The organism is Mesorhizobium ventifaucium, assembly GCF_935822925.1.
In the GTDB taxonomy this organism is placed as follows: Bacteria; Pseudomonadota; Alphaproteobacteria; order Rhizobiales; family Rhizobiaceae; genus Mesorhizobium; species Mesorhizobium ventifaucium.
On sequence record NZ_CAKXZS010000011.1, the window covers coordinates 147,484 to 172,475 of the forward strand.

At 62.2% G+C, this 24,992-nt stretch carries 23 protein-coding genes and 1 riboswitch; of the genes, 5 read left to right on the forward strand and 18 right to left on the reverse strand.

Features of this window, described 5'->3' with window-relative positions:
- Nucleotides 1-2: 2 nt before the first annotated feature.
- Nucleotides 3-1,250 carry an aromatic ring-hydroxylating oxygenase subunit alpha gene (locus tag NMG70_RS09000; RefSeq protein ID WP_254024173.1) on the reverse strand — a complete coding sequence of 416 codons (1,248 nt, stop codon included), beginning with the start codon at nucleotides 1,248-1,250 and terminating at the stop codon, nucleotides 3-5.
- A gap of 113 nt (nucleotides 1,251-1,363) precedes the next feature.
- A riboswitch (cobalamin riboswitch) is annotated at nucleotides 1,364-1,566 on the reverse strand.
- 481 nt (nucleotides 1,567-2,047) lie between these two features.
- Between NMG70_RS09000 and NMG70_RS09005 the strand changes: the two genes are divergently transcribed.
- Complete coding sequence (locus NMG70_RS09005) at nucleotides 2,048-2,272, forward strand: DUF680 domain-containing protein (RefSeq protein ID WP_254024174.1); 225 nt, start codon at nucleotides 2,048-2,050, stop codon at nucleotides 2,270-2,272.
- A gap of 73 nt (nucleotides 2,273-2,345) precedes the next feature.
- Nucleotides 2,346-2,582 (forward strand): DUF680 domain-containing protein, encoded by a 237-nt coding sequence (locus NMG70_RS09010; RefSeq protein WP_254024175.1) that lies wholly within the window; start codon nucleotides 2,346-2,348, stop codon nucleotides 2,580-2,582.
- A gap of 212 nt (nucleotides 2,583-2,794) precedes the next feature.
- Here NMG70_RS09010 and NMG70_RS09015 read toward each other — a convergent pair whose 3' ends face one another.
- The 5 genes from NMG70_RS09015 to NMG70_RS09035 all read right to left on the reverse strand — a co-directional run bounded on the left by NMG70_RS09015 (nucleotide 2,795) and on the right by NMG70_RS09035 (nucleotide 9,362).
- On the reverse strand, nucleotides 2,795-3,907 hold the full coding sequence (locus NMG70_RS09015) for an ABC transporter ATP-binding protein (protein ID WP_254024176.1): 1,113 nt from the start codon (nucleotides 3,905-3,907) through the stop codon (nucleotides 2,795-2,797).
- Nucleotides 3,908-3,932: 25 nt separating this feature from the next.
- Complete coding sequence (gene bglA / locus NMG70_RS09020; RefSeq protein WP_254024177.1) at nucleotides 3,933-5,597, reverse strand: beta-galactosidase BglA; 1,665 nt, start codon at nucleotides 5,595-5,597, stop codon at nucleotides 3,933-3,935.
- A 4-nt stretch (nucleotides 5,598-5,601) separates the two neighbouring features.
- Nucleotides 5,602-6,756, reverse strand: a complete 1,155-nt coding sequence (locus NMG70_RS09025) for a carbohydrate ABC transporter permease (protein WP_254024178.1) — start codon at nucleotides 6,754-6,756, stop codon at nucleotides 5,602-5,604.
- Between the two features lies 1 nt (nucleotide 6,757).
- Nucleotides 6,758-7,771, reverse strand: a complete 1,014-nt coding sequence (locus tag NMG70_RS09030) for a carbohydrate ABC transporter permease (RefSeq protein WP_254024179.1) — start codon at nucleotides 7,769-7,771, stop codon at nucleotides 6,758-6,760.
- A 235-nt stretch (nucleotides 7,772-8,006) separates the two neighbouring features.
- Nucleotides 8,007-9,362, reverse strand: a complete 1,356-nt coding sequence (locus NMG70_RS09035; protein WP_254024180.1) for an ABC transporter substrate-binding protein — start codon at nucleotides 9,360-9,362, stop codon at nucleotides 8,007-8,009.
- Between the two features lie 358 nt (nucleotides 9,363-9,720).
- Between NMG70_RS09035 and NMG70_RS09040 the strand changes: the two genes are divergently transcribed.
- From NMG70_RS09040 to NMG70_RS32870, 3 genes are all read left to right on the forward strand, one after another.
- Nucleotides 9,721-10,743: a substrate-binding domain-containing protein gene (locus tag NMG70_RS09040; protein ID WP_254024181.1), complete on the forward strand. Its 1,023-nt coding sequence runs from the start codon at nucleotides 9,721-9,723 to the stop codon at nucleotides 10,741-10,743.
- Between the two features lie 756 nt (nucleotides 10,744-11,499).
- Nucleotides 11,500-11,913 carry an alcohol dehydrogenase catalytic domain-containing protein gene (locus tag NMG70_RS32865; protein WP_367185509.1) on the forward strand — a complete coding sequence of 138 codons (414 nt, stop codon included), beginning with the start codon at nucleotides 11,500-11,502 and terminating at the stop codon, nucleotides 11,911-11,913.
- A complete protein-coding gene (locus tag NMG70_RS32870) occupies nucleotides 11,826-12,467 on the forward strand; it encodes a zinc-dependent alcohol dehydrogenase family protein (protein WP_436798362.1) in 642 nt (213 codons plus the stop codon). Before NMG70_RS32865 ends, NMG70_RS32870 begins: the two co-directional genes overlap by 88 nt.
- An 81-nt stretch (nucleotides 12,468-12,548) precedes the next feature.
- On the opposite strand, the gene NMG70_RS09050 is transcribed toward NMG70_RS32870, so the two are convergent.
- The 12 genes from NMG70_RS09050 to puuE form a co-directional block, all read right to left on the reverse strand.
- Nucleotides 12,549-13,388, reverse strand: coding sequence for an alkaline phosphatase family protein (locus NMG70_RS09050; protein ID WP_254024182.1), 840 nt, complete (start codon nucleotides 13,386-13,388; stop codon nucleotides 12,549-12,551).
- 8 nt (nucleotides 13,389-13,396) lie between these two features.
- A complete protein-coding gene (locus tag NMG70_RS09055) occupies nucleotides 13,397-15,049 on the reverse strand; it encodes an ABC transporter ATP-binding protein (protein ID WP_254024183.1) in 1,653 nt (550 codons plus the stop codon).
- Nucleotides 15,049-15,873, reverse strand: a complete 825-nt coding sequence (locus NMG70_RS09060; protein ID WP_254024184.1) for an ABC transporter permease — start codon at nucleotides 15,871-15,873, stop codon at nucleotides 15,049-15,051. Before NMG70_RS09060 ends, NMG70_RS09055 begins: the two co-directional genes overlap by 1 nt.
- Nucleotides 15,874-15,883: 10 nt before the next feature.
- On the reverse strand, nucleotides 15,884-16,843 hold the full coding sequence (locus NMG70_RS09065) for an ABC transporter permease (RefSeq protein WP_254016287.1): 960 nt from the start codon (nucleotides 16,841-16,843) through the stop codon (nucleotides 15,884-15,886).
- A 16-nt stretch (nucleotides 16,844-16,859) separates the two neighbouring features.
- Nucleotides 16,860-18,446, reverse strand: coding sequence for an ABC transporter substrate-binding protein (locus tag NMG70_RS09070; protein WP_254016286.1), 1,587 nt, complete (start codon nucleotides 18,444-18,446; stop codon nucleotides 16,860-16,862).
- Nucleotides 18,447-18,602: 156 nt separating this feature from the next.
- Nucleotides 18,603-20,588, reverse strand: coding sequence for a CocE/NonD family hydrolase (locus tag NMG70_RS09075; protein WP_254024185.1), 1,986 nt, complete (start codon nucleotides 20,586-20,588; stop codon nucleotides 18,603-18,605).
- An 86-nt stretch (nucleotides 20,589-20,674) separates the two neighbouring features.
- The gene (locus NMG70_RS09080) at nucleotides 20,675-21,100 is read right to left on the reverse strand and encodes a type II toxin-antitoxin system MqsA family antitoxin (protein ID WP_254024186.1); all 426 of its coding nucleotides are present in this window, start codon (nucleotides 21,098-21,100) and stop codon (nucleotides 20,675-20,677) included.
- Between the two features lie 2 nt (nucleotides 21,101-21,102).
- Nucleotides 21,103-21,408 carry a type II toxin-antitoxin system MqsR family toxin gene (locus NMG70_RS09085; RefSeq protein ID WP_254024187.1) on the reverse strand — a complete coding sequence of 102 codons (306 nt, stop codon included), beginning with the start codon at nucleotides 21,406-21,408 and terminating at the stop codon, nucleotides 21,103-21,105.
- Nucleotides 21,409-21,461: 53 nt separating this feature from the next.
- Nucleotides 21,462-22,055 carry a nucleoside deaminase gene (locus NMG70_RS09090; RefSeq protein ID WP_254024188.1) on the reverse strand — a complete coding sequence of 198 codons (594 nt, stop codon included), beginning with the start codon at nucleotides 22,053-22,055 and terminating at the stop codon, nucleotides 21,462-21,464.
- On the reverse strand, nucleotides 22,055-22,558 hold the full coding sequence (locus tag NMG70_RS09095; protein ID WP_254024189.1) for an ureidoglycolate lyase: 504 nt from the start codon (nucleotides 22,556-22,558) through the stop codon (nucleotides 22,055-22,057). The genes NMG70_RS09090 and NMG70_RS09095 overlap by 1 nt, the downstream gene beginning before the upstream one ends.
- Nucleotides 22,555-23,403 carry a bifunctional allantoicase/(S)-ureidoglycine aminohydrolase gene (locus NMG70_RS09100; protein WP_254024190.1) on the reverse strand — a complete coding sequence of 283 codons (849 nt, stop codon included), beginning with the start codon at nucleotides 23,401-23,403 and terminating at the stop codon, nucleotides 22,555-22,557. Before NMG70_RS09100 ends, NMG70_RS09095 begins: the two co-directional genes overlap by 4 nt.
- A 63-nt stretch (nucleotides 23,404-23,466) precedes the next feature.
- Nucleotides 23,467-24,900, reverse strand: a complete 1,434-nt coding sequence (gene puuE / locus NMG70_RS09105; protein ID WP_254024191.1) for an allantoinase PuuE — start codon at nucleotides 24,898-24,900, stop codon at nucleotides 23,467-23,469.
- Nucleotides 24,901-24,992 lie beyond the last annotated feature (92 nt).

Sequence of the window (24,992 nt, forward strand, 5' to 3'; positions counted from 1 at the left end):
GTTCAGGCGACGCTGCGCAGCGCCGGCCGCCCGGCCTCGGCAAGGCGCGGCCCGATGAAGGTGGCGTACCATTCGACGAACTGGATGACGCCGCCCTCATGCAGTTCCGAATAGGGGCCGGGCTCATAGGCCGGCGACAGGATGCCGAAGGCGTTTTCCTCGACGATGCGACGGTCCTGGTCGTTGGTCTCGGTCCAGACATGGGTAAGCTCGGCGAGGTCGTAGTCGACGCCTTCGACCGCGTCCCTATGGACAAGCCATTTGGTGGTGACGGCCGTTTCCGTAGCACTGATCGGCAGCACGCGGAAGGTGACCGCATGATCGCCGAGGATATGGTTCCAGCTCGTCGGATAGTGATAGAGCAGCAGCGCGCCGATACGGTCGGTGGAAACGCTCTCGGAAAGGTTCTTCTTCACCGCGCGTCTGCCCGTCATCGTATAGCTGACGGCGTCGCGCAGCAGCGGCGCGCGGGTGGCGCGATACTGCCCGGCCGGATCGATACGGAACTTACTCGGCAAGCCCGCGGCCTCGCATTTCGCCCAGTGCGCGAGCATCTCCGGATCGCTGTCGGCGCCCTGCACGCCGGTCACGGTCGGCGCTTCCGGGAATGTCTTGCACAGTTCGGGATGGTTGCCGGCGCAATGGTAGCACTCGCGGTTGTTCTCCCAGACGAGCTTCCAGTTGCCCTTCTCGACGATGGTCGATTCGAAGGCGACCTTTGCCTCGCGCAGCCGGTGCGGCAGGAGGTAAGGCTCGATCATGGTGCGCATCGGCGCGAAGTCCGCCGGCTCGTTGGCCAGGCAGATGAAGATGTAGCCGCCAACGCTTTCGCAAGCCACCGGCTTCAGGCCGAACTGGCTCTTGTCGAAGCCGTCTGCCATCTGGCGAGCAAACAAGAGCCGGCCGTCCAACTCGTAGGTCCACTGGTGATAGGGGCAGACCAGCTTCGCCGCAGTGCCCTTGTCGGCATTGCAGACACGGCTGCCGCGATGCCGGCAGGAATTGTGGAAGGCATTGATCTTGCCTTGCTGGTCGCGGACCAGCACGAGCGGATAATCGCCGATCTGGGCGGTGATGTAGCTGCCAGGTTTCGGCAACTCGCAATCGTGACCGATGAACAGCCAGTCGCGATACCAGATCAGCTCCATGTCGAGCTTGAAGAAATCTGGATCGGTGTAGAAGGGCTGCTCGAGCGAATAGCCTTGCCTGCGGCCGTGCAAGAGCCTCAGCATGTCGTTGCGCGCGTCCATGTCCTGTCCTCGTGTAAGGACTGAACTGGTGGTGATGGAGGGAGGACCGCTTGCAGGCTGGCGACAGCGCCGGACATGCATAATCCACCTCTTGATCGCCCACCGCGATCAGTCGAGTCTAGAAATCTCGGGCTGGTTTCCGGGCTCTGGAGTGTCCTTGCGGACTCATCGCGACACCTTCCCAGGCTTGTGGCCCAGTGGTCTCCCGTTGCGACTTGAACTCCACCACCGTTGCGGGGGCAGCGCCGGGTTCTGACCGGCTTCCCAATTCTCCGCTTCGTCGTCACCAAGCGGCACCTGAGATGGCGTGATCTAATCATGCTGGCCGGCTGACTGTCGGCATGAAAGCGACATCGTATCCATGCGGCGCGACACGGCCGGCGAAACGTACAGGTTATAATTGCAGGGCTGAAACCTTACTTTGTCGGCGGCCATTGTCGGCTGGCGTGACATCGAATCCGCCCCGCGGCGGAGAGACTATTAGCCGCCTCTAAAATCGAACCGAACGGTTCGTTTCTGTTGACAATGCGTACAGCACGCGGTGAACGCAGGTCGGCCAATCCGTCAAATCGTCGAATGGCACATTTGGCATAAGTCATTGAAAAACCGCCCACAAAACCATTGCTGTGGATGTCTCTGGTACAATTTCAAGGTGTAGATTCTTGGTCCACACGGAACAACTTCGTGATTGGAATCCGCCGAATGGCCTTCCCACATCGGGGCTGTCCGAACGACGCGAATTCCTCCCAAGACACGCCGCTAGACGGACGGAAGACTAAGATACTGGAGTGCTAAAAATGAAAAAGATTGCTCTTACTGCCGTCGCCGTTCTGGCCATCACCGGCAGCGCCTTTGCCGGCAGCGACCATTATGGGTCCAACGCCGCCAACCAGCCGGCCGCTGCGGTCGACAGCAACTCGTACACGGCTTCGATTCGGAATTCGGCTTCGGCGCAGAATCCGGTTCCGGCTGACGAGAAACCCGTCAACGGCAGCGACCGTAACCTGTTCGGCAATAACTAACAGTCCGTTCCAACAGCAGCGGCGGCATTTGCCCGCCGCGCTGGTGGAATCAAGAAATCCAGGAGTTTTGAAAATGAAGAAGATCGTTCTTACCACCGCCGCGCTTTTGATTGCTGCCGGCAGCGCCTATGCCCGCAACGACAACGTTGGCGGAACCGATATCAACAAGCAGGCGACCATCAACGTCGACAACACGCAGACGTCTTCAGTACGCAATACCGGCTCGCCGGTCTACAAGCTGCTCAACGCGTCGGGCGACGTAGAGAAGTCCGCCCCGCAGGGCGCCGACCGGAACCTGTTCGGCCGCTAGAGCGGTCATCGTTTCACGGAAACGCCGAACCGCTCTATTTCTTTGTTTTTGCGCAATTCGCTAGGGAAAGCGCAATGCGCTTTCCTCGGGAAAACCGTTTCACACTTTTCCTGGAATTGCTCTAACAGCGACCGGAACGCACAAGAGCGGCGGGCTTTGCCCGCCGCTCTCGTTTTTGCGTCACCAAACATCCAGCAGTTCGGCTGCCGCTCTCAGGCTGCCTTTGCTTCCGCTTTGTGGAGCGTGAATGAATGTCCGTCGGCATCGAAAATATGCAGGTCCCCGGCATCGGCATTCAACCGCAGCGCAGCACCCCGCTTGACCTCGACATTGCCGGGCAGCTTGGTCACCAGCGGCAGATCGGCGCGGCCGATGTCGACATAGACGAGTTGGACCTCGCCGAGCTGCTCGACATAGTCCACCGTTCCCTCGAAAAGATAATCCGCACCAGTGGCGATCGTCAGATCCTCCGGCCGCACCCCGAAGCTCACGGAAGCGCCCGTCGCCGAGGCCGGCGTGGCGATCGGCACCGTCGCCTTGCGGCCGCCGACATGGCTGACGATGGTCGGGTTGCCTGATTTGTCGATCGTCGCCGGCAGGATGTTCATGGCCGGCGAACCGATGAACTGGGCGACGAACAGATTGCCGGGTCTCTTGTAGAGCTCCATCGGCGTGCCGACCTGCTCGATATGGCCCTCCTTGAGCACGACGATGCGGTCGGCCAGCGTCATCGCCTCGACCTGGTCGTGGGTGACGTAGATCATAGTTGTAGCAGGCATCGATTCCTTGAGCTTGGCGATCTCGATGCGGGTGGCGACGCGCAGTGCCGCGTCGAGGTTCGACAGCGGCTCGTCAAACAGGAAAACCTTCGGGTTGCGCACGATGGCACGGCCGATGGCGACGCGCTGGCGCTGGCCGCCCGACATCGCCTTGGGCAGGCGGTCGAGATATTTGGTCAGCTGCAGGATTTCCGCCGCCTGGCGCACCCGCTTGTCGATCTCGCCCTTGCTCTCCTTGCCGATTTTCATCGAGAACGCCATGTTGTCGTAGACGGTCATGTGCGGATAGAGCGCATAGGACTGGAACACCATGGCGATGCCGCGCTTCGACGGTGGCACGTCGTTCACCACCTCGCCGTCGATCTTGAGCTCGCCGGAGGTGATTTCCTCAAGCCCGGCGATCGACCGCAGCAAGGTCGACTTGCCACAGCCCGAAGGGCCGACGAAGACGATGAACTCGCCCGACTTTATGTCGAGGTCGATGCCGTGGAGAATGTTGAGATTGCCGTATGATTTCTTCACTTGCCGTAGCGTGACATCGGCCATGGGTTCCCTCCAGTGAATTGCCAACTCAGTCGATGCGCCCGAACCAGGCGCCGTAGCCGCCGAGGTGGATAGAGCCGGCGCCAGTCTGTCCCGAAAACCCGTGCCCCGGCAAGGGCTGCAGCGAGCGACCGCCGAAATTGACCTCGGCCGGTCGGCTGCCGAGATTGAAGGCGCAGACGATCTGCTCGTTGCCCTCGCGGCGCGTGAAGGCGACGGTATCGCCCTGGCTTTCGATGAACTCGATTTCGCCCTTGGCCAGCGCCGGATGGAGACGGCGGAAGGCGAGAAAGCGCCGGTAGTGTTCGAGCAGCGAGCTGTCGTCGCCCTGCTGCACATCGACCGCTTGCGAAAGGTGCTTGGCAGGCACGGGCAACCAGGGCTTTGCCGTGGAGAAGCCGCCATTGCTGTCAGCGCCGTTCCAGACCATCGGTGTGCGGCAGCCGTCGCGGCCCTTGAATTCCGGCCAGAAGCGGATGCCGTAGGGGTCTTGCAGATCCTCGAATTGCAATTCCGCTTCGCCAAGACCGAGTTCCTCGCCCTGATAGACGCAGACCGAGCCGCGCAGCGACATCAGCAGCGCCGAGATCACCTTGAGATAAGCGGTCTGGTCGGCCTCGCCGGCCGCCCAGCGCGAGGCAGTGCGCATCACGTCGTGGTTGGAGAAGGCCCAACACGACCAGCCGTCGCTGGCGACCTTGCCGAAGGCTTCCAGCACCGAACGCACCTTTGCGGCGCTGATCTTTTCGGGCGCCAGGAAGTCGAACGAATAGCACATGTGCACGCGCTTGCTGCCGGCGGTATAGGCCGCCACCACCTCCAGTCCGCGCTGCGAATCGCCGACTTCGCCGACCGCCGCCGTCGACGGATATTCGTCGAGCAGGGCGCGGAAGCGTTCGAGGAAGCCGAGGTTTTCGGGGCGGCTCTTGTCGTAGAGATGGTCCTGGTAGTTGTAAGGGTTGACGGAAGGAGCGGTCTGGTCGTTGCGCTGTTCGGGCGGCAGCGGCGGATTGTCCTCCAAGCCTTGGCTGTGGAAGTAAAAATTGATGGTGTCGAGGCGGAAGCCGTCGACGCCGCGCTCCAGCCAGAAGCGAGTGACGTCGAGCAGCGCGTCCTGGGCAGCGCGGCTGTGGAAGTTGAGATCGGGCTGCTCGGCCAGGAAATTATGCAAATAATATTGCTGGCGGCTGGTGTCCCACTGCCAGGCCGAGCCGCCGAAGATCGACAGCCAGTTGTTGGGTGGCGTGCCGTCGGGCTTGGCGTCGGCCCACACGTACCAGTCCGACTTAGGATTGGTGCGGCTCGAGCGGCTTTCCCTAAACCACGGATGAATGTCGGCGGTATGCGACAGCACCTCGTCGATCATCACCTTGAGCCCGAGCCTGTGCGCCTCGGCGGTCAAGGCATCGAAATCGGCCAGCGTGCCGAACATCGGATCGACGTCGCAATAGTCTGACACGTCGTAGCCGAAATCCTTCATCGGCGACTTGAAGAACGGCGAGATCCAGATGGCATCGACGCCGAGCGCCGCGATATAGGGCAGCCTGCCGATGATGCCCCTGAGGTCGCCGATGCCGTCGCCGTTCGAGTCCTGATAGCTGCGCGGATAGATCTGGTAGATCACGGCACCCCGCCACCAGTCGCGGTCGACGGCGAGGTCCGGTTTCAAGGTCGCCTTCACAGCGGATTGCATGATCTCAACCTCCCTTCACCGAGCCGGCAAGCAGCCCGCGAACGAAATAGCGCTGCAGCGAGAAGAACACGACCAGCGGCACGACAATGGTGATGAAGGCCGATGTCGTCAGGATCTCCCAGTCGCCGCCGCGCGAGCCGAGCAACGCGTTGAGCTTGGCGGTCAGCACGATCTGGTCGCCCTCGGTGCCGAGGAAAACCATCGCAACCAGCAGGTCGTTCCACACCCACAGGAACTGGAAGATGGCGAAGGAGGCCAGCACCGGGAACGACAGCGGCAGCACGATCTTGACGAAAATCTCGAAATCGCTGGCGCCGTCGATGCGCGCCGATTCCATGATCTCGCGCGGCAGGCCGGCAATGTAGCTTCTCAGGAGATAGATGGCGAAGGGCAGGCCGAAACCGGTATGCGCCAGCCAGATGCCGAGATAGGTTTTCGACGGCACGCCGAAGAAGCTGCCGACGCCGTTGTAGAGTTTTAGCAGCGGGATCAGCGACATCTGCAGTGGCACGACCAAGAGCCCGATGATCACCGCGATGAGCAACGCCCGGCCGGGAAAGCGCATCCAGGCCAGCGCATAGGCGGCGAACGCCGCGATCAGGATCGGGATGACCGTCGCCGGAATGGTGACGGTCAGCGAATTCATGAAGGAGCGGCCGATGCCTTCCGAAAACAGCACCGTATTGTAATTGTCGGTGGTGAATTTCGGCGGCGCCGACGAGGCGTAATAGACGCGCTGGCCGCGCTCGCCCTCGAACGGCTTGGTCGAGGTCATGACGAAACTGCCGTCGGCGTTGAGCTGCAAGGTCTCGCCGTCGCCGAGATCGGCTGTCGTGCCGGCGGGATATTGCGTCGGCGCCGATGACTTGACGCCGAAGGCGCTGATGTCGCGGGCCGGATCGTCGCCGAAGATGTTGCCCTCGAGGACGAACTTGCCGTCCTTCTCGACTTGCGCCGAGGCGGGTGGCAGCCGCCCCGCTTCCGTCTGCGTAGAACTGGCGAACGAGTTCCACCAGCCCGAGGCGATGATCTGATCCTTGTCGCGCAGCGACGAGACGAGAATGCCGAGCGTCGGGATCGTCCAGATCGCGACGAAGATGAAGACCGCGATATGGACGCCGAAACGGCTGGCAAAGGACTTTCCGGTCGCCACAGCCATCTCAATGCCCTCCCGTCTCTTTGTTGGCCTGACGGATGTTCCAGATCATGATCGGAATGACTGCGATCATGATGATGATGGCGATGGTGGCGCCGCGACCGAAATCGCCGCCGCCGCGGAACATCCAGTCGAACATCAGATTGGCCAGCACCTGGCTGTTCCATTGGCCGTTGGTCATCGTCAGCACGATGTCGAACACCTTCAGCACCAGGATGGTGATGGTGGTCCAGACGACGGCGATCGTTCCCCAGATCTGCGGCACCATGATCTTCCAGAAGATCTGGAACGGATTGGCGCCGTCGATGACGGCCGCTTCGAGCGTCTCTTCGGGAATACCCCGCAAGGCAGAGGACAGGATGACCATGGCAAAGCCGGTCTGGATCCAGATCAGGATGATCATCAGGAAGAAATTGTTCCAGAACGGCAGCGAGATCCAGACCTGCGGCTGGCCGCCGAAATACTGGATGATGGCGTTGAGCAGGCCGATCTGCGTCTGGCCCTCGCCGCGATACTCGTAGATGAATTTCCAGATGACGCTGGCGCCGACGAAGGAGATGGCCAGCGGCAGGAAGATCAGGCTCTTGGCGATGGTGCCCCACCAGATCTTGTCGGTGAGGACGGCGATGATCAGCCCGAGGAAGGTGCAGGCGGCCGGCACCACCGCCAGCCAGATGATGTTGTTGAAGATGGCGTTGCGGAACTCGCGGTCGCCGAACGCCCATTCATAGTTGGCGAAGCCGACGAAATTGTTGCCACCACGATCGAGGAATGACAGCCTCAGCGTCTCCACCACCGGGTAGATCAGGTAGATGGTGAGGATGATCATGGCCGGGCCGACGAACAGCCACGGCCGGATCATCCCCTGCCGGCGCAGATTGTCGATGGCCGCCGCACCTGCGACGCCGCGCGACGGGAAAATGACGTCCACCAGTTTGTTGGCGCCCCAGAAATAGGCGACGCAGCCGCCGACGCCGACGACGATGACAAATATGGCCGAAAAAATCTGAGCCGCCACGGGTCCCTCCCTCTGCGCATTGTCCGCCAGTCGAGCATGGCTTTGACGATGCGATATAGGCCGATTCAGTTGTTTGGAACGCGACCGGATGCAAGGCAGGGTTTTGCTCTTGCTGGTCGCGCGTCATGCCGGAATGTGCTCATAAAAAATTGCTGCGGCGCGGGCCGCCGGTTGGATCCGGGCCACTGAGGCCCGAATCCATGCAGGATCGTAGTGCGCACGTCAGCCGGGACGCCTACTTGATCGCGTCCCAGCTCTTCTGGATGTCGGTGGCGACATCCTGGGGGGACTTGCCGCCGACAAGATCGATCATACCGGTCCAGAAGGCGCCGGCGCCGATCTTGCCCGGCATCAGGTCGGACCCGTCGAAGCGGAAGGTCGAGGCCTCGGCAAGGATTTCGCCCTGCTTCTTCAGCGCGTCGCTGGCATAGGCCTCCTTGTTGACCGATTTGAACGGCGTCACGAAGCCGCCCTGGGCCATCCAGATCTCATGGGCGAGCGGCATCTTCAGGAATTCGATGAACGCGCGGGCACTCTTGCTATCCTTGGTGATCATGGCCAGCGTGCCGGCGCCGAGCACCGGGGTGCCGAGGTCGGGCTTGGCAGCGTAAGGCGGGAAGTAGAAGAAGTCGGCGTCCTGGCCGATCTCGGTGCCTTCCGGGAAGAAGGTCGGGATGAACGACGCCTGATGGTGTAAATAGCATTTCGGCGGAACCGAGAAGAGGCCCTTCGGGCTGTCGCGGAAATCGGTCGCCGCCACCGCCTTGGCGCCGCCGTCGACCATCTTGTCGTCGGTCGCGATCTTGCCGAAAATGTCGATGGCATTGACCACCGCGGGGTCGTTGAACGGAATCTCGTTCTTCACCCACTTGTCGTAGGTCTCGGGCGTCTGGGTGCGCAGCATGATGTCCTCGACCCAGTCGGTCGCCGGCCAGCCGGTGGCGCCGCCCGAACCGAGCCCGATGCACCATGGCGTGCCGCCGTCGGCGATGATCTGCTTTTCGAGCTCGGCGAGTTCTTCCTGCGTCTTCGGCACCTCGTAGTCGGCTTCCTCGAAATTGTCCGGCGAGTACCAGACCAGCGATTTCACGTCGGCCTTGTAGGGGAAGGCGAAGAAGCCCGGCTTGCCGTCCTTGTCCTTGAAGGTGCCGAGATCGACCCATGACTGGCCGGCGCCGTAATTGTCCTTGATCCAGTTGGCGGTGTCGTCGCCGAGCGGCGTCAGCAGGCCCTTGGACGCCAGATCCTGGATCAGGCCCGGCTGCGGCAGCACGGCGATGTTGGGCGGGCTGCCGGCTTGCGTGTCGATGACGATCTGCTGTTCGTAATTTTCCGACGATGAGTATTTGACCTCGGCGCCGGTGGCTTCCGAAAAATAGTCGAGAACGGTGCGGATGAGGCCCTCGTCCTCGCCGCGCCACGGCCCGAAGATCGACAGCGTCTCGCCCTTGAGGTCGACCTTCTTCAACTCTTCGTAGTTCGCCCAGTTGAAGCGAGGGTCTTCGCCCGGCTTGAACTTCAGTTCGGCTTGCGCCGGTGCGCCCAGGGCGAGCGCGACAAAGGCGGCGCTCAGCAGAAGCATTTTCTTCATTGGTATTCCCTCCCAGTGGTGACAAACACCGGACGGAACCTCCATTCCGTCCGCCGACGCCGCAGGACTGTGACTCACTCGGAAAGGAACCGCAACCTTTCGAAGAGCCTTCCAAAGCGCTTTGGGATTTCATCACGCCACTGAATGAATCAGAAGTCAAGAGGGCGGCAACTAATCGATTTAGCATCGTGGCCGCATGAGCAAACAATATGCGCTGCAGCACCGTTTTGGGCGCTGCAAAAGCAAATTTTGCTTCAAACCGGTTAAAAAGGGTGCTTATGATCTTCGCATCAGTAGCGCGGGCCGCCACGGCGCGAGCAATCCGTAGTTAAAGCGCTTTGGGGCTTGGAGGCCTTCGGTGAACCTCAAACAGCTCTCCCACATGCTGGCGCTTTCGCAGACAACGGTCAGCCGCGCGCTGAACGGCTACCCGGAAGTCAACGAGGAAACGCGCCGGCGGGTGATCGACGCCGCCAAGCGCCACGGCTACCGCCCCAACCCGAGCGCGCGCCGGCTGGCCACCGGCAAGACCGGGATGATCGGCTATGTCTTGCCGACCGGGACGGCCGTCGACATCGACCCGCATTTCGTCGAATTCCTGTCGGGTCTCGGCGACTACGCCCGTTCTCACGAACTCGACCTGGTGCTGTCCCCGGCCGATGCCGACGACCAGGAGACGACCTATCGGCGCATCGTCGCCAACCGGCAGGTCGACGCCGTCTACATCTCCTCGCCGAGGCCGGCCGACCGGCGGGTGGCGCTGGTCAGCACGCTCGGCATCCCGTTTATCGTTCATGGCCGCAGCGAAGGCCTCGATTTCGACTACCCTTTCACCGACATCGACAATGAGGGCGCCTTCCACGAGGCGGCACGGCTGCTCGTCCAGCTCGGTCACCGGCGGCTGGCGCTGATCAACGGCGACGGCCGCGAGACCTTCGCCATTCACCGCGAGCGTGGCGTGCGCCGGGCACTGGCTGCAAGCGGTCTGGCTCTTGGCCAAGGCCATGTCTGTTCCCTCGCCATGACCGAGGAGAACGGCTACCGCGCCGCCAGACGGTTGCTTGAGCGAAGCGATGCGCCGACCGCGATCGCCTGCTCCAGCCTGATCATGGCGCTCGGCGTCGTGCGTGCGGTGCGCGACCTCGGCCTCACCATTCCGGGCGACCTGTCGCTGATCGCCCATGACGATGTCTTCCCCTGGCTGAAGCCGGAGAATTTTTCGGTGCCGTTGTCGACGACGCGTTCGTCGATCCGGTTGGCCGGCGCGCGCGTCGCCGAGCGGCTGGCGGCGCGGATTTCCGGATCGGAGGAGGGCGCCCGCGGGGAAGTCTGGCCGGTCGATCTGGTGATCAGGGGATCGGTCGCCGGCGCGCCTGCGTAGAGGTTCGGAATAACCGCGTTCGAGCCATTTGCGACGTCTGCCACCCTCGTTCATATCATAAAAGCCGTCCTAGGGATTGAAACCCCTCGGTAAACTTGTCGTCCAATCTCCGTTGGGCCAATTTCACTTGATAGACGCTTCTCGGAGGCCTTCTCCGCCGCCATATGTTGAGAGATTTCGCGACCCGGTCGACAGGCGCGCGATCGGTCTCCGTCGCTGCCGTCATGGCGGTCGAGCCGCCTGGCTCCCTGTCTGCTCTGTTGCCCTATCGGCCAAAAAGGTTCGCCGCTTTCCGCCCGGATTTTCGAAAGCTAACCGAAGAGCGGAGAGGTTGCCAGAGTGTACCGTTCTCCTGGTTTTAGGGTCCTGTCTCGGTCAGGGGCGCCAAGCAAAAGGCGGCCGTCAGGGCTCGCAAGGCGGCGGCCATGACGCGGCTCATGCGCGTCGGGCAAGGTGCAGTCGTTCTGCCTCGGACGGAGCGTCATTGGGCGACACCGCGGCGCAGGGATTCCCGACAGTTTTGTAACTCACCGGTCCGCTGCCGGGCGACTAAGGTCCCGATTCGCAACCACAACCCAGCTGAAGAAGCGAATGTCATGACCAACAACAGCTTTGCGGCCGGGATTCTCGTGGATCGATCGCCAATGCCGGTGTTCGACGGCTCAAAGCGTCCGTGCGACTGGTGGGGCGCATGAGGCCTTGCGCGGTCGGAAGGAGCTTTCCATGAGACTGATTAGGCTGAAAGCGCCGGGAGGCTTGAAAAATCTCAAGCTGGTCGAGGAAGATTGCCCGGAACCAGGGCCGGGTGAGTTGCTTGTCAGGATACGGGCGTGTTCGTTGAATTTCCACGACAGCATGGTGGCGCTGGGAAAGAAACCGTGCGCCGATGGCCGCATCCCGCTGTCCGATGGCGCTGGAGAAGTGGTTGCGGTCTCAGACGATGTCCAAGAATTCAAGGCCGGAGATGCCGTCGTCAGCACCTATTGGCCCCGTTGGCTGGCAGGCGAACCGACGCCAGCCAACAAGAGTGGCGAATTGGGAGATGATGTTGACGGCTATGCCCGCGAATATGTGTGCATGCCGTGGCATTCACAAGGGCACCGGCAGACTTCACGCATATGGAGGCGGCAACGCTTACCTGTGCCGGCGTCACCGCCTGGAAAACCCTGATGGTGTGCGGCCAGGTGAAGCCTGGCGACACAGTGCTGGTCCTTGGCACGGGCAGTGTATCGCTGTTCGCGCTGCAGTTCGCAAAGATTGCGGGCGCTCGGGTTATTGCCACCTCTTCATCGGAGGAGAAGCTGGAAAAGCTCAAGCGGTTTGGAGCCGACATTGTCGTCAATTACAAGGCAGTGCCGGATTGGGGCCAGAAGGCAAGGGTTTTGACGGACGGACGCGGCGTCCATCATGTGATCGAGGTTGGCGGGCCCGGCACGTTGGCGCATTCGATAGCGGCTTGCAGGATGGGCGGCCACATCGCACTGATCGGTGTCTTGACTGGCTTTGCCGACAAGTTTCGATCCCGGCCCCTGTTTTCCAATCAGATTAGGGTCAGCGGAATCTCGATTGGCAGCAGGGCAGACCAGGAAGACATGATTCGTGCCATAGAGGCCAACCGTTTGAAGCCTGCTATCGACCGCGGTTTTCCCCTGCAGGAGATCGCCAATGCCTTCAAGCACTACGAGTCCCAAAAGCATTTTGGCAAGGTCTGTCTCGAACTTTGACTGCTGTATCTGGCCTCCATTGGGCGTCGCGCATTCGCCCCTGGGCTTCATGTTCTCCGCAAGCAAGCGCCAGGCACCAAATCAGTCGAGAAATGGTCTGGCCTTCATGGTCGCCGGCACCGGCAAACCGAGGCGCGCAAGCACCGTAGGCGCGAGCTGCAGCTGGTCGAGCAGCGTGTCGGCCTCCGGACCCTTGCCCTGTCCGAAATAATACAGAGCAAAATCCTGCATCTCGTCGTCATGGCCGCCATGATGGCCGCGATCGGTCTGGCCGTGATCGGCGGTGACGATCACCTCGTAGCCGGCTTTCCGCCAGCCCGGCAGGAAGGCGGCCAGCATGCCGTCCATCGCATAGACGGCATGGTCCATCTCGTGGCAGTCGTGGCCGAAGCGGTGGCCCATCGAGTCCAGCGTGCAGGTGTGCAGGATGCCGTAGTCGATGCCGTGGCGTCTGGTCAGCATGGTCAGCGTCGCGAACAGGTCGACGTCGCTCGGCGTCATCTGGTTGCGGGCATTGTAGCCGGTCATGGTGTGGAACCGGCCATGCGTGATCGGCCCGCCCGGCTCGTCGAACTCCATGTCCTCGACCAGATCGAAAGGATAGGCGCGGAAGAATTCGGACCAGTAGGAATGGGTGACCGCGCCGGTCTTGCCACCGGCTTTGCTGACCTCGGAGAAGATATCCGGTTGCTCGACGCGGAACCGGTTCTCGTTGGTCAGGATACCATGCACCTGCGGCGCCACGCCGGTGTGGATCGAGGCATAGCAGCAGGCCGAGGTCGATGGCAGCACAGAACGCATCTTCCAGATGTGCGCTTCGCCCGATTGCACCCAGCCTTCGAGATTGCCCATCAGCCGGCGCCAGTTGCGGTAAGGCACGCCGTCGAGGACGATCAGCAGAAGTTTTGCCTTCAGCGCCACCGGGGTGTCTAATTGCCGGCGCTGGCCATGCGCCGTCCCTTGATCGCCTTTTCCAGCCAGCCGATCTCCATTTCGGGGACTGAGGACAAGAGAAGGTCGGTGTAGGCGTCGAAGGGCGGCGCCAGCACCTGGCTCTTCGCGCCGTAGCGAACCACCTCGCCGCGATACATCACCGCGATCGAATCAGCGATCGACTTCACCGTGGCGAGATCGTGGGTGATGAACAGATAGGCGACGTTTTCCTCCTTCTGCAGCTCGAGCAGCAGCTTCAGGATGCCGTTGGCGACCAGCGGGTCGAGCGCCGAGGTCACCTCGTCGCAGATGATCAGCTTCGGCTTGGCGGCGAGCGAGCGGGCGATGCAGACGCGCTGCTTCTGGCCGCCGGAAAGCTCGGCCGGGTAGCGGTCGATGAAGCCCTTGCCCATTTCGATCTTGTCGAGCAGTTCGGCGACGCGGGCGTCACGTTGCCTTCCACGCAGACCGAAATAGAATTCGAGCGGCCGGCCGATGATGGTGCCGACGGTCTGGCGCGGGTTCATCGCCACGTCGGCCATCTGATAGATCATCTGCAACTGGCGCAGATCCTCCTTGGGCCGGTCGGCAAGCCGGTTGGCGAGCGGCCGTCCGTCGAAGGTGACGGTGCCCTCTTCGGGTGGCAGAAGGCCGGTGATGGCGCGCGCCAGTGTCGACTTGCCCGAACCGGACTCGCCGACGACAGCCAGCGTCTGGCCCGGATAGATATCGACCGAGACGTTCTTCAGCACCTTGATATGGCTGCGGCCATAGGCGGCGGTGATGTTCTTGACCGACAAGAACGGTGTCGTGCCGGGCTTCTGTTCCTGGTGCTCGATCTCATGCACCGAGACCAGCGCATTGGTGTATTCCTGGCGCGGTTCCTTGATGATCTGGCGGGTGCCGCCCCATTCGACCAGCCGGCCATGGCGCAGCACCATGATCTCATCCGAGACCTGGGCGACGACGGCAAGGTCATGAGTGATGTACAGCGCCGCGACATGGGTGTCGCGGATGGCGTCCTTGATCGCCGCCAGCACGTCGATTTGCGTCGTCACGTCGAGCGCAGTGGTCGGCTCATCGAAGACGATCAGGTCGGGCTCGGAACACAGCGCCATGGCCGTCATCACACGCTGCAGCTGGCCGCCGGACACCTGGTGTGGAAAGCGCTCGCCGATGCTTTCGGGGTTCGGCAGGCTGAGCTTCTTGAACAGCGCGATGGCGCGCTTTTCGGCCGCGGCCCGCGTCGCCGTGCCGTGCAGCAGCGTCGCCTCGACCACCTGGTCCATCAGTCTGTGCGCCGGGTTGAAGGCGGCGGCAGCCGATTGCGCGACATAGCAGACCTCGCGGCCGCGCAGCTTGCGAAAGCCCTCCTTGCCGCCCTTGAGGATGTCGCGGCCGTTGAGGATGACCTCGCCGCCGGTGATGCGCACGCCGCCGCGGCCATAGCCCATCGACGCCAGGCCGATGGTCGACTTGCCGGCGCCGGACTCGCCGATCAGGCCGAGCACCTTGCCCTTCTCGAGGGTCAGCGAGACGTCGTGGACAAGCACGATGTTCTTGGGCGCCTCGCCCGGCGGGAACACCGTGGCCTCGATGCGCAGATTGCGGATGTCGAGCAGCATGGACTTTGCTCGCTGGTCAGCCATTACCCGCGCCCTCCCTTAAGGCTTGTCGTGCGGTTGAGCACCCAGTCGGCGACAAGGTTGACGGAAATCGCCAGCATGGCGATCGCCGCCGCGGGGATGAGCGCCGCCGCGATGCCGAAGACGATGCCGTCCTTGTTTTCCTTGACCATGCCGCCCCAATCGGCGCTAGGCGGCTGGACGCCAAGGCCGAGGAAGGACAGCGTCGACAGGAACAGCACCGCGTAGATGAAGCGCAGGCCGAGTTCCGAAACCAGCGGCGACAACGCATTGGGCAGGATCTCGCGGAAGATGATCCACACGCTGCCTTCGCCGCGCAGCTTGGCCGCCTCGACAAAATCCATGACGTTGATGTCGACGGCGACCGCCCGCGACAGGCGGTAGACGCGGGTCGAGTCGAGGATGCCCATGACCAGGATCAGCGTCACCAGATTGGTTGGCAGCACCGAGAGCACGACGAGGCCCATGATCAGCGTCGGGATCGACATCAGGAGATCGACGAGGCGCGACAATAGCGTGTCGAACCAGCCGCCGAAAACCGCCGCCGAGAAGCCGAGGATGGCCCCAAGCGAGAAGGACAGCGCGGTGGCCAGCACCGCGATGAACAGCGTGATGCGCGCGCCGTAGATCATGCGCGAAAGGAGGTCGCGGCCGAGATTGTCGGTGCCCAGCCAATGTGTCGCCGACATCGGCCCCCAGACATCGCCAACGATCTCGCCATTGCCGTAGGGCGCGATCCACGGCGCGAAGATCGCCGCCAGAACGAACAGCGCCGTCAGCACCAGGCCGATCAGCGCCGGGATGGGGATGCGTTTTATGTCGAGCATGCCCGCTCCCCTATTTCGGATGTCTGAGACGCGGATTGGCGACGATCGCCGCTATGTCCGCAATGATGTTCAGGCTGATGTAGACGGCGGCGAAGATCAGGCCGACCGCCTGCACCACCGGCACGTCGCGCTTGGTGACGTGGTCGACGAGATATTGCCCCATGCCGGGATAGACGAAGATCACTTCGACCACGACGACGCCGACGATGAGGTAGGCGAGGTTGAGCATGACGACGTTGATGATTGGCGCGATCGCATTGGGAAAGGCATGCCTGCGAATGACGGCGAATGCCGAAAGCCCCTTGAGCTCGGCGGTTTCCACATAAGCCGACTGCATGACGTTGAGGATCGCGGCGCGCGTCATCCGCATCATATGGGCGAGCACTACCAGCGTCAGTGCTGCCGCCGGCAGCATGATCGCCTGCATGCGCTCGCCGAAAGGCATTCCGTCATAGACCGTCGAGATGCCGGGGAAGATCTGGTACTTCACGGCAAAGAAATAGACCAGCACGTAGCCGATGAAGAATTCGGGAAACGATGTCGAGGCAAGCGCCAGTCCGGAGATCAGCTTGTCGACCCAGCCATTGCGGTAACGCACCGCGATCAGGCCGAGGATGATCGCCAGCGGCACGGCCACGACCGCCGCCCAGAAGGCGAGGAACAGCGTGTTCCACAGCCGTCCCTTGATCGACGTCGCAATATCCTGCCCGCTCGACATGGCAGAGCCGAGGTCGCCGGTCACGACGCCGCCGAGCCAGCGGAAATAGCGGATAAGGGCCGGATCGTTGAGGCCGAGCTGCTCGCGCAGATTGGCGAGCGATTCCGGTGTCGCCGACTGTCCGAGAATGGCTTGCGCGACATCGCCGGGCAGGATCTGGGTGCCGGCGAAGATCAGGACCGATACGGCCAACAAAAGGAGGATGCCCAGCGCAATGCGCTGGGCCACCAGTTTCACGATGGGTGAGGACATGTCCGCAAGGCCGGGCTCAGGCTTCGAGCCAGCACTTTGCCAGCGCGTATCCGTTCATCAGTTCCTGATGCGGATCGTCCACCCAGCCGGCGACCTTGGCACCCGTCGCGTCGATGAACTGATTGAACATCGGCAGGATCAGGCCGCCCTCGTCGCGCACCATGACAGCCATGTCGTGATACATCTGCTTGCGCTTGGCCTCGTCGAGCTCGGCACGCGCCGCCAGCACCAACTTGTCGAAGTCGGGACGCTTGAATCGCGTGTCGTTCCAGTCGGCCGTCGACAGATAGGCGGTCGAATACATCTGGTCCTGCGTCGAGCGTCCGCCCCAATAGGAGGCGGAGAAGGGCTGCTTGTTCCAGACTTCGTTCCAGTAACCGTCGCCGGGCTCGCGCTTGAGCTCGATCTTGATGCCGGCCTTGGCCGCGCTCTGCTGGAAGAGCTGGGATGCGTCGACGGCGCCGGGGAAGGCGACATCCGAGGTCCTGAGCAGCACGGTGCCGTCGTGCCCCGACTTCTTGTAGTGGAACTTGGCCTTGTCGGGGTCGTATTTGCGCTGCTCGATCTCGGTAAACAGCGGATAGGACGCGTTGATCGGGAAGTCGTTGCCGAGCGAACCATAGCCACGCAGGATCTTGTCCAGCATCTCCTCGCGGTCGATCGCCAGCTTCAGCGCCATCCTGAGGTCGTTGTTGTCGAACGGCGCCGTGTTGCAATGCATGATGAAGACGTAGTGGCCGGGTCCGGCATGGTTGCGGATGGTGACGCCGGGCAGGCGCTTGATCAGGTCGACGATCTTCGGCTCGACACGGTTGATCATATTGACCTGGCCGCCCTGCAGCGCCGAGGTGCGCGCCGTGGCGTCGTTGATGACGATGATCTCGATCTGGTCGGCATGGCCCATCTTGTCGCCCTGCCAGTAATTGGCGAAACGCTCGCCGCCATGACGCACGCCAGGCTCGTTGGTGGTGATCTTGTAAGGCCCGGCGCCGATGCCGGCATCGGCCTTGTCCTTGCCGCCATTGGGCTGGACGATCAGATGGTAGTCGCTGAGCAGATAGGGCAGGTCGGCATTCGCTTCCTTCAGCGTCAGCACGACTTCCTTGCCGCTGGCCTTGATGCTCTCGATGCCCTTCATGTAGCCGAGCGCGCCCGACTTCGACTTCTCGTCCGAATGGCGTTCGAGGGTGGCAGCCACGTCCTCGGCGGTCACCGTCTTGCCATTGTGGAATTCGACGCCGTCGCGAATCTTCAGCGTCCACACCTTGGCGTCGTCCGACGAGCCGATCTCCTCGGCGATACGGTTCTCGAGAGTGCCTTCCGGTGAAAGCTCGACGATCAGTTCGCCCCACATCTTGCCGAAGGCGAACGGCACCTGGGTCATGAACAGGGCCGGATCGAGGCTGTTAGTGGACTCGCCGCCGACCAGGCCGGCCTTCAGCGTGCCGCCCTTGACCGGACCCGCGGCGCGCGCCGCACTTGAAAGCAGCGAGTTGGCAAAGGTCGCGGTGACACCGAGCGCTGCCGCCCGGCCGAGAAAATCACGACGGCTCAGTTTGCCGGATGCGACGCGCCGGCTAAGAAATTCCAGTTCGTTCGACATGTTGAGTTCCTCACTCTGTTGGTTTCGACCTTATGGTCTTTTTTATGGTTTCTTGTGGGGAGAATAATGACCGCAAGGGAACGCCGTAAGCAAGACCGAATGCGACATGCCGTGGCGTAAATCGTACGTCGCAATTGGACCAATCCGCATAAGCGCTCAAAGCAGATCGCGCGGAATGCTCTCCTCGAAATTACGCTCGAAAACCAGTTTCTCGCCTTCATAGGCTTCGATTCTGGCGTGAACGATGAAGCTTTGCGCGTCGGACCGCATTTCGGCTGACGTTTCGGTGCGCACCGACCATCCGTTTCGCGACAGCGTCTGCGTCCAATGCGTCTTGCCCGACGCCGACAACGGATCGTCGGGGTGGATCGCCCATGTCTCTCGCGCGATGCTGCCATTGGCGAGGCCATGCTGCAGATCGCGCACCTCGCCGAAATCGTCTGTTATGGAAAGCGTGACGATTCCGGTTTTTTCGTCGCGATCAACATGACGTTCGGAATTGGTGGCGCGGATCGTTTCGGTTGCCCGCGGCGCGGCTGCCTCGGGCGCGGGAAAGGTGACTTCGTCGCCTTGCGCCGGCGGGCGCAACGGCAGCATCAGCGTCGCGGCAGAAAGGTCGAGCCGGACCGGCTCCGGCGATGGCCAGATCATTGGCCAGTAGGCGTTCGAAACGGCAATGCGCAGGCGATGGCCTGATGGCACGCGATAGGCGCATTGGTCGAGCACCACCAGCGCTCTGACTGTTTCGCCCGGCACCAGCGCTTGCGGGAATTCGTGCGAATTGTGGTGCGTCAGGTTGAGCACGCCATAGGAGATCAGCTCCGACGCGCCGTCGGGATGCACGTCGCACAGCCGGATCGCGATGTTCGCCTGCGGTCTGTCAGACGAAACCCTGACCAGCACTTCCGGCGCGCCGACAATGTCGATCGCCTCCGTCAGCACCGGCTGGTCGAAGCACACCGACAACGCATCGTCGGGGCGCTGATCGCCGGGCAATTCCGGGCCGAAGGTGAAGGGAAAATATTCGCCGCCGGTGAGGCCGCAGCTTTGCGGTGAAGCGACGATGGCCGGCTTGCTGCCTTCGGGGATCAGCTCGATTTCCTGCGTCTTGATATTAGGCGACGGCCACACCCGTTCCGCCACCCAGCGGCCCGGCCGTTCGGGATGCCAGCGCGCGGGGCGCACGCTGTCCATGACATACGCGCGGTAGGCGGGGTCGGCCTCAACGCCGGTGTCGATGCCCTTCAGCCAGCGGTCCCACCAGCGCAACGCCTCCTGCAGGAAGCCGATGCGCGGTTCGGGCGCCGCATAATGCGGGTATTTATGGATCCACGGGCCGACAATGCCTTTGACCGGCGCCTCGATATTGGCGGCGAGATGGGAAATGGTGTTGCGATAGCCGTCATGCCAGCCGCCGATCGACAGCACGGCGGATTGGATGGCGGAATAGTCCTCGCAGATAGAGCCGCGCTTCCAATAGGCGTCGCGGTGCTGATGCTTCAGCCACAGCGGCGCCAGGAAGGGCTGGTTCTCTAGCCGGGTCAGCCACAGGTCGCGCCAGCTGTTGTCGCCGGCCAGCAGCGGATCCGGCGGCCGCGACGAGTAGGACAGCATGGTCGAGGCCCAGCCGAAATTCTCGATCAGCAGGCAGCCGCCCTTGTAGTGGATGTCGTCGGCGTAGCGGTCGACAGTCGAGCACAGGCTGATCACCGCCTTCAGCGCCCGCGGCCGCTTGGCTGCCGTCTGCAGGCAGTTGAAGCCGCCCCAGGAGATGCCCATCATGCCGACATTGCCGTTGCACCAGGGCTGGGCAGCCGCCCAGGCGATCACGTCGCAAGCGTCCTGCAATTCCTGCTCGGAATATTCGTCGTCCATCAGCCCTTCGGAATCGCCATTGCCGCGCATGTCGACGCGGATCGAGGCGTAGCCGTGGCCAGCGAAATAGGGATGCGTCAGCTGATCGCGAAAGATGGTGCCGTCGCGCTTGCGGTAGGGCAGATGCTCGAGGATCGCCGGCACCGGATCGTCGCCCGCATCGTCCGGCATCCACACCCGCGCCGACAGCCGGCAGCCATCCGGCATGACGATGCCCATGTCCGGAAACTCGACGACCTTGCGGGGAAATTCAGTGATGGTCTTCATGCGGGATATAACGCCCCGCAGCGAGGCGACTTTCAATCGCCATTCGCGACTGGAGCAAAAAAATGTGCGACCTGTCAGGGAGCGCGCTATCGCAACTCGTCCAGCAGTTCGGGATGTTTTTCCAACAGCGTCATCAACTGAATGGTCGGGCCACTCGGCTCAATCAAACCCCGCTCGTATTTGTCGAAGGCGTACTCGCCGACGCCGACCTTGAACAGGGATCCTGCCTCGCGCTGCGACAGTTTGAGCTTTGTGCGCACGCGACGGATGGTGGCCGGTGCCGGAACGCCGTCGATCTTTTCCTTGAGGATGCGGAGCGCTGCGTCGACGACAGTCATGTCCTCCCCGACGTGCACGCCCTCATCTCCCGACGGCGGATAATACCCCGGCAGATCGACGACCATGCTCTCGCCCTTGTAAGTCACAGTGAACGGACGCGCTCCACGCGTCAGCGTTTCTCCTGTTTCGGGGGAGATCATCGTGTTCGTTTCATTATTTCCCTTCGTCGCCATAGTCACTTTTCCTTGAACGACATGACTGTGAATCCGATCACCACGTCCGCCTGAAATTTCACGTAGAGAACCAGGTCGCGTGCTCGCACGTGATAGACATCTTGCCAGACACGATGGTCGGCGAATGTCGTCATCGACTTTACAAACATCTTCCGAGTGATGCCGCTGATCACCCCGACGACACCGGCGCGATCAAAGCCTAGAGCAATGGCATCCCGCAGAGCGGACGTTTGTGATTGCCAGCGTGTCGACAGAACCCAATTCGGCCTTGATTCATCAAGATCGTAAGTGGGCCTGCCTTTCTCCATAACCACAATATGCCACCATAAAGGGGGCATTCAAGCGTTGAACTTTGCAGCATTCAGCTCAGCGGAATGTCGTTTTCGGCCTTGCTTGCCTGATAGGTGCTGGACAATTCGTCATAGCGCGCGGCGATCTCGCCGATCCGCGTTTCCAGTCGCGGGCGCTCGGTCTCGGGCAGCGACCACACCAGTTTGCGGATCGAAAAACTCTTCCAGTAGGCGTTCTCGGCATTATAGCCGCCGGGGTCGAGGGTGAACACCTCCTTCAGGATCTTCAGGTCGTGCGGGATGGCAAAGCTGTCGCGCGAGTCCTCGTGGCTGAACAAATAGTAGAAATTGTCGAAGCCGGTCCAGGTGATCGCCGACAGACAGAGCGAGCAGGGTTCGTGCGTGGCGAGGAAGATCGCGTCCTTGGTGTCAATGCGCTCGGCCTTGGGCATTTCGTAGAACCGCTTCAGGCAGTGCACTTCGCCATGCCAGAGCGGATTTTCGGTCTCGTTATTGGTTTCGGCGAGCACCAACGAGCGGTCGTCCTTGCGCAGGATCGCCGCGCCGAACAGCTTGTTGCCGTGGGCGACGCCTTCGGCCGTCTTCGGCACAATGTCACGCTCGATGACGTCGAGCAGTCGGTCGATCAGCGAAATGTCGGTCATCATGCGGTCCCGTCGGGGAGATCGATCTCGTAAGCTTGCGAGAAATGGAACTCTTCGAGATTGGAGCCGTCGCCCCCGCCGTCGACAACGAGAAAATCCTGGACCTCGCCGATCGGCGTCAGCACACTATGCCACCGATTGCGCGGATAATTGACGCCTTGCCCGGGCGCGGTGATGAAGGCGTGCGGCTCGCCCGGGCCGTCGTCGCCATCATGGCAAACGATGATCAGGAACGCCCGTGGCGACAGCGGGATGAAAGCCTGGCTGCCGAACGGATGACGCTCGACCATGGTCAGCTTCAGCGGAAAATCGTAAGGCGTGCCGCGCACCATGGAGATCAGCACACGCCCATTCGGCCCCAGCGCCTGCGCCGTGGCGAGGTCATGGTAGCGCTCGGCCTTGCCGCCATTGATCGGGTAGTGGTTGTCGCCGCCCATATCGATGACGTCGCCGAACTCGGCAAAATTTTCGCGGGTCAGCGGCCGCGCCACGATGCGGGTCATCGCGCGCGACCCTCGAAGCCCACCCCGCCGAGCTTGGCGTGCCGGTTGACGTCCTTGTAGAGCAGGTAGCGGAATTTTCCGGGACCGCCGGCATAGCAGGCCTGCGGACAGAAGGCGCGCAGCCACATATAGTCGCCGGCCTCGACCTCGATCCAGTCCTGGTTGAGGCGGTAGACGGCCTTGCCCTCCAGCACGTAGAGACCGTGCTCCATGACATGCGTCTCGGCGAAGGGGATGACCGCACCCGGCTCCAGCGTGACGATGGTGACATGCATGTCGTGGCCCATGTCGGCCGGGTCGATGAAGCGCGTCGTCGCCCAACGGCCCTCGGTGCCGGGCATCGGCGTCGGCGCAATGTCCTGTTCATTGGCAAAGAAGGCTTGCGGGGCATCAATGCCTTCGACGGCGTCGTAAGCCTTGCGGATCCAGTGGAACCGGACAGCAGCACCGCTCTCGTTGCGAACAGTCCATCCGCTGGCCGGCGGCAGAAAGGCAAAGCCGCCCGGCCGCAGGACATGCTTCTCGCCAGTCAGCAAAACGCTGAGCTCGCCCTCGACTACGAACAGGGCGCCCTCGGCGCCGGCATCGGGTTCTGGCCGGTCGCTGCCGCCGCCGGGCGCGACCTCGACGATGTATTGCGAAAACGTCTCAGCAAAGCCAGACAGTGGGCGCGACAGCACCCAGACGCGGGTCTTGTCCCAGAACGGCAGGGCGCTGGTGACGATGTCCTGCATTACCCCCCTTGGAATGACGGCATAGGCCTCGGTGAAGACAGCGCGGCCAGTCAGCAGCTCACTCTGGCCGGGGTGGCCGCCATGTGGCGCGTAATAGGTTTGGTCGGCCATTTTCATCGTATCCTTCAGTTCAAAGCCGTTGCGGAAGCCAGAGCCCATTGCGGAAGGCAAGGCCTATTGCGGGAGCATGTCCTTGAGGCGAAACAGCGCGATGCGCTCGACCTGTTTGCAGGCGGTTTCAAATTCAACGCCGCGGCTGTTGCCGATCCGCGCCTCGAACTCCGCCAGGATTTCCGCCCTGGTTTTGCCTTTCACCGCGACGATGAAGGGAAAGCCAAAGGAAGTAACGTAGGCGGCATTGAATTTTGAGAACAGCTCGCGCTCCTTATCGGTCAGCGCATCGAGCCCGGCGGAAGCCTGTTCTCTGGCCGATTCCGGCGTCAGCCGCTTGGCTTGCGCCAGTTTGCCGGCAAGGTCGGGATGGGCGTTGAGCACCGAGAGCCGCTCGGCCTCGCTGGCGCCGCGAAAGACACGGCACAATGCATTATGCAGACCGCCGGCACTGTCATGCGCCGGACCAAGTTCCAGCCCGTAGGCGCGCTCGGCGATCCACGGCGAATGCTCGAACACGCCGCCGAAAGCCTGGACGAAAGCCTCAAATTCCATTCTCGACGGGCGCAGCGCCGGCGGTCGGAACGGATGGGTCTCTTGCCAGTGTTTGGCAATGTCGATGCGCCGCGCCAGCCATACCCTGTCGTGCGATTTGACGTAATCGACGAAGCGTTTGAGCGCTGCGACGCGGCCGGGGCGCCCGATGAGACGGCAATGCAGGCCGATATTCATCATGCGCGGCCGCCCTGCCTTGCCCTCGGCATAGAGCGTATCGAAACTATCCCTGAGATAGGCGAAGAACTGGTCGCCCGAGTTGAAGCCTTGCGGCGTGGCGAAGCGCATGTCGTTGGCGTCGAGCGTATAGGGGATGATGAGCTGCGGTTTTGCCGACCCGTCCGGCCCAGCGTGCTCGAACCAGTAAGGCAGCTCGTCGTCATAAGTGTCCGACACATAGTCGAAGCCGCCCTCTTCCGCCGCCAGCCGCACAGTGTTGATCGATGTGCGGCCGGTGTACCAGCCGGTCGGCCGCGCCCCGGTCACCTCGTAGTGCAGGCTAACAGCCGCTTTCATATCGCGGCGCTCGTCCTCCGGCGCGTGGTCGCGGTAGTCGATCCATTTCAGCCCGTGCGAGGCGATCTCCCAGCCGGCCTCCTGCATCGCCGCGACCTGGTCGGGCGACCGCGCCAGCGCTGTGGCGACGCCGTAGCAGGTGACCGGCACCTCAGCCTCGGTGAACAGGCGCAGCAATCGCCAGAAGCCGGCGCGCGCGCCATACTCGTAGATCGATTCCATATTCCAGTGGCGCTGCCCGGGCCAGGGTGCAGCGCCGACGATCTCGGACAGGAAGGCTTCCGAAGCCGTGTCGCCATGCAGGACGCAATTTTCGCCGCCCTCCTCGTAATTGACGACGAACTGCACCGCGACATGCGCCCCACCGGGCCATTTCGGATCCGGCGGATTGGCGCCGTAGCCGCGCATGTCTCGTTCGTAACGCATTTTCGCTCCTGCCGGACAGTGTGATCAGAATAGTCGAAAGGGCCGCTTGCGCATTCCCCCGAAAATTTTTGAAAGTGTTTTTGCAGTACTTC

Excerpts from the sequence above, each read along its gene's own strand:
- NMG70_RS09065 (WP_254016287.1), bottom strand. The coding sequence starts at position 16,843 with ATGTCCTCACCCATCGTGAAACTGGTGGCCCAGCGCATTGCGCTGGGC.
- NMG70_RS09025 (WP_254024178.1), bottom strand. The coding sequence starts at position 6,756 with ATGGCTGTGGCGACCGGAAAGTCCTTTGCCAGCCGTTTCGGCGTCCAT.
- NMG70_RS09060 (WP_254024184.1), bottom strand. The coding sequence starts at position 15,873 with ATGCTCGACATAAAACGCATCCCCATCCCGGCGCTGATCGGCCTGGTG.
- puuE (WP_254024191.1), bottom strand. The coding sequence starts at position 24,900 with ATGCGTTACGAACGAGACATGCGCGGCTACGGCGCCAATCCGCCGGAT.
- NMG70_RS09100 (WP_254024190.1), bottom strand. The coding sequence starts at position 23,403 with ATGGCCGACCAAACCTATTACGCGCCACATGGCGGCCACCCCGGCCAG.
- NMG70_RS09080 (WP_254024186.1), bottom strand. The coding sequence starts at position 21,100 with ATGGCGACGAAGGGAAATAATGAAACGAACACGATGATCTCCCCCGAA.
- bglA (WP_254024177.1), bottom strand. The coding sequence starts at position 5,597 with ATGCAATCCGCTGTGAAGGCGACCTTGAAACCGGACCTCGCCGTCGAC.
- NMG70_RS09085 (WP_254024187.1), bottom strand. The coding sequence starts at position 21,408 with ATGGAGAAAGGCAGGCCCACTTACGATCTTGATGAATCAAGGCCGAAT.
- NMG70_RS09090 (WP_254024188.1), bottom strand. The coding sequence starts at position 22,055 with ATGACCGACATTTCGCTGATCGACCGACTGCTCGACGTCATCGAGCGT.
- NMG70_RS09005 (WP_254024174.1), top strand. The coding sequence starts at position 2,048 with ATGAAAAAGATTGCTCTTACTGCCGTCGCCGTTCTGGCCATCACCGGC.
- NMG70_RS09070 (WP_254016286.1), bottom strand. The coding sequence starts at position 18,446 with ATGTCGAACGAACTGGAATTTCTTAGCCGGCGCGTCGCATCCGGCAAA.
- NMG70_RS09075 (WP_254024185.1), bottom strand. The coding sequence starts at position 20,588 with ATGAAGACCATCACTGAATTTCCCCGCAAGGTCGTCGAGTTTCCGGAC.
- NMG70_RS09035 (WP_254024180.1), bottom strand. The coding sequence starts at position 9,362 with ATGAAGAAAATGCTTCTGCTGAGCGCCGCCTTTGTCGCGCTCGCCCTG.
- NMG70_RS09015 (WP_254024176.1), bottom strand. The coding sequence starts at position 3,907 with ATGGCCGATGTCACGCTACGGCAAGTGAAGAAATCATACGGCAATCTC.
- NMG70_RS09055 (WP_254024183.1), bottom strand. The coding sequence starts at position 15,049 with ATGGCTGACCAGCGAGCAAAGTCCATGCTGCTCGACATCCGCAATCTG.
- NMG70_RS09000 (WP_254024173.1), bottom strand. The coding sequence starts at position 1,250 with ATGGACGCGCGCAACGACATGCTGAGGCTCTTGCACGGCCGCAGGCAA.
- NMG70_RS09010 (WP_254024175.1), top strand. The coding sequence starts at position 2,346 with ATGAAGAAGATCGTTCTTACCACCGCCGCGCTTTTGATTGCTGCCGGC.
- NMG70_RS09095 (WP_254024189.1), bottom strand. The coding sequence starts at position 22,558 with ATGACCCGCATCGTGGCGCGGCCGCTGACCCGCGAAAATTTTGCCGAG.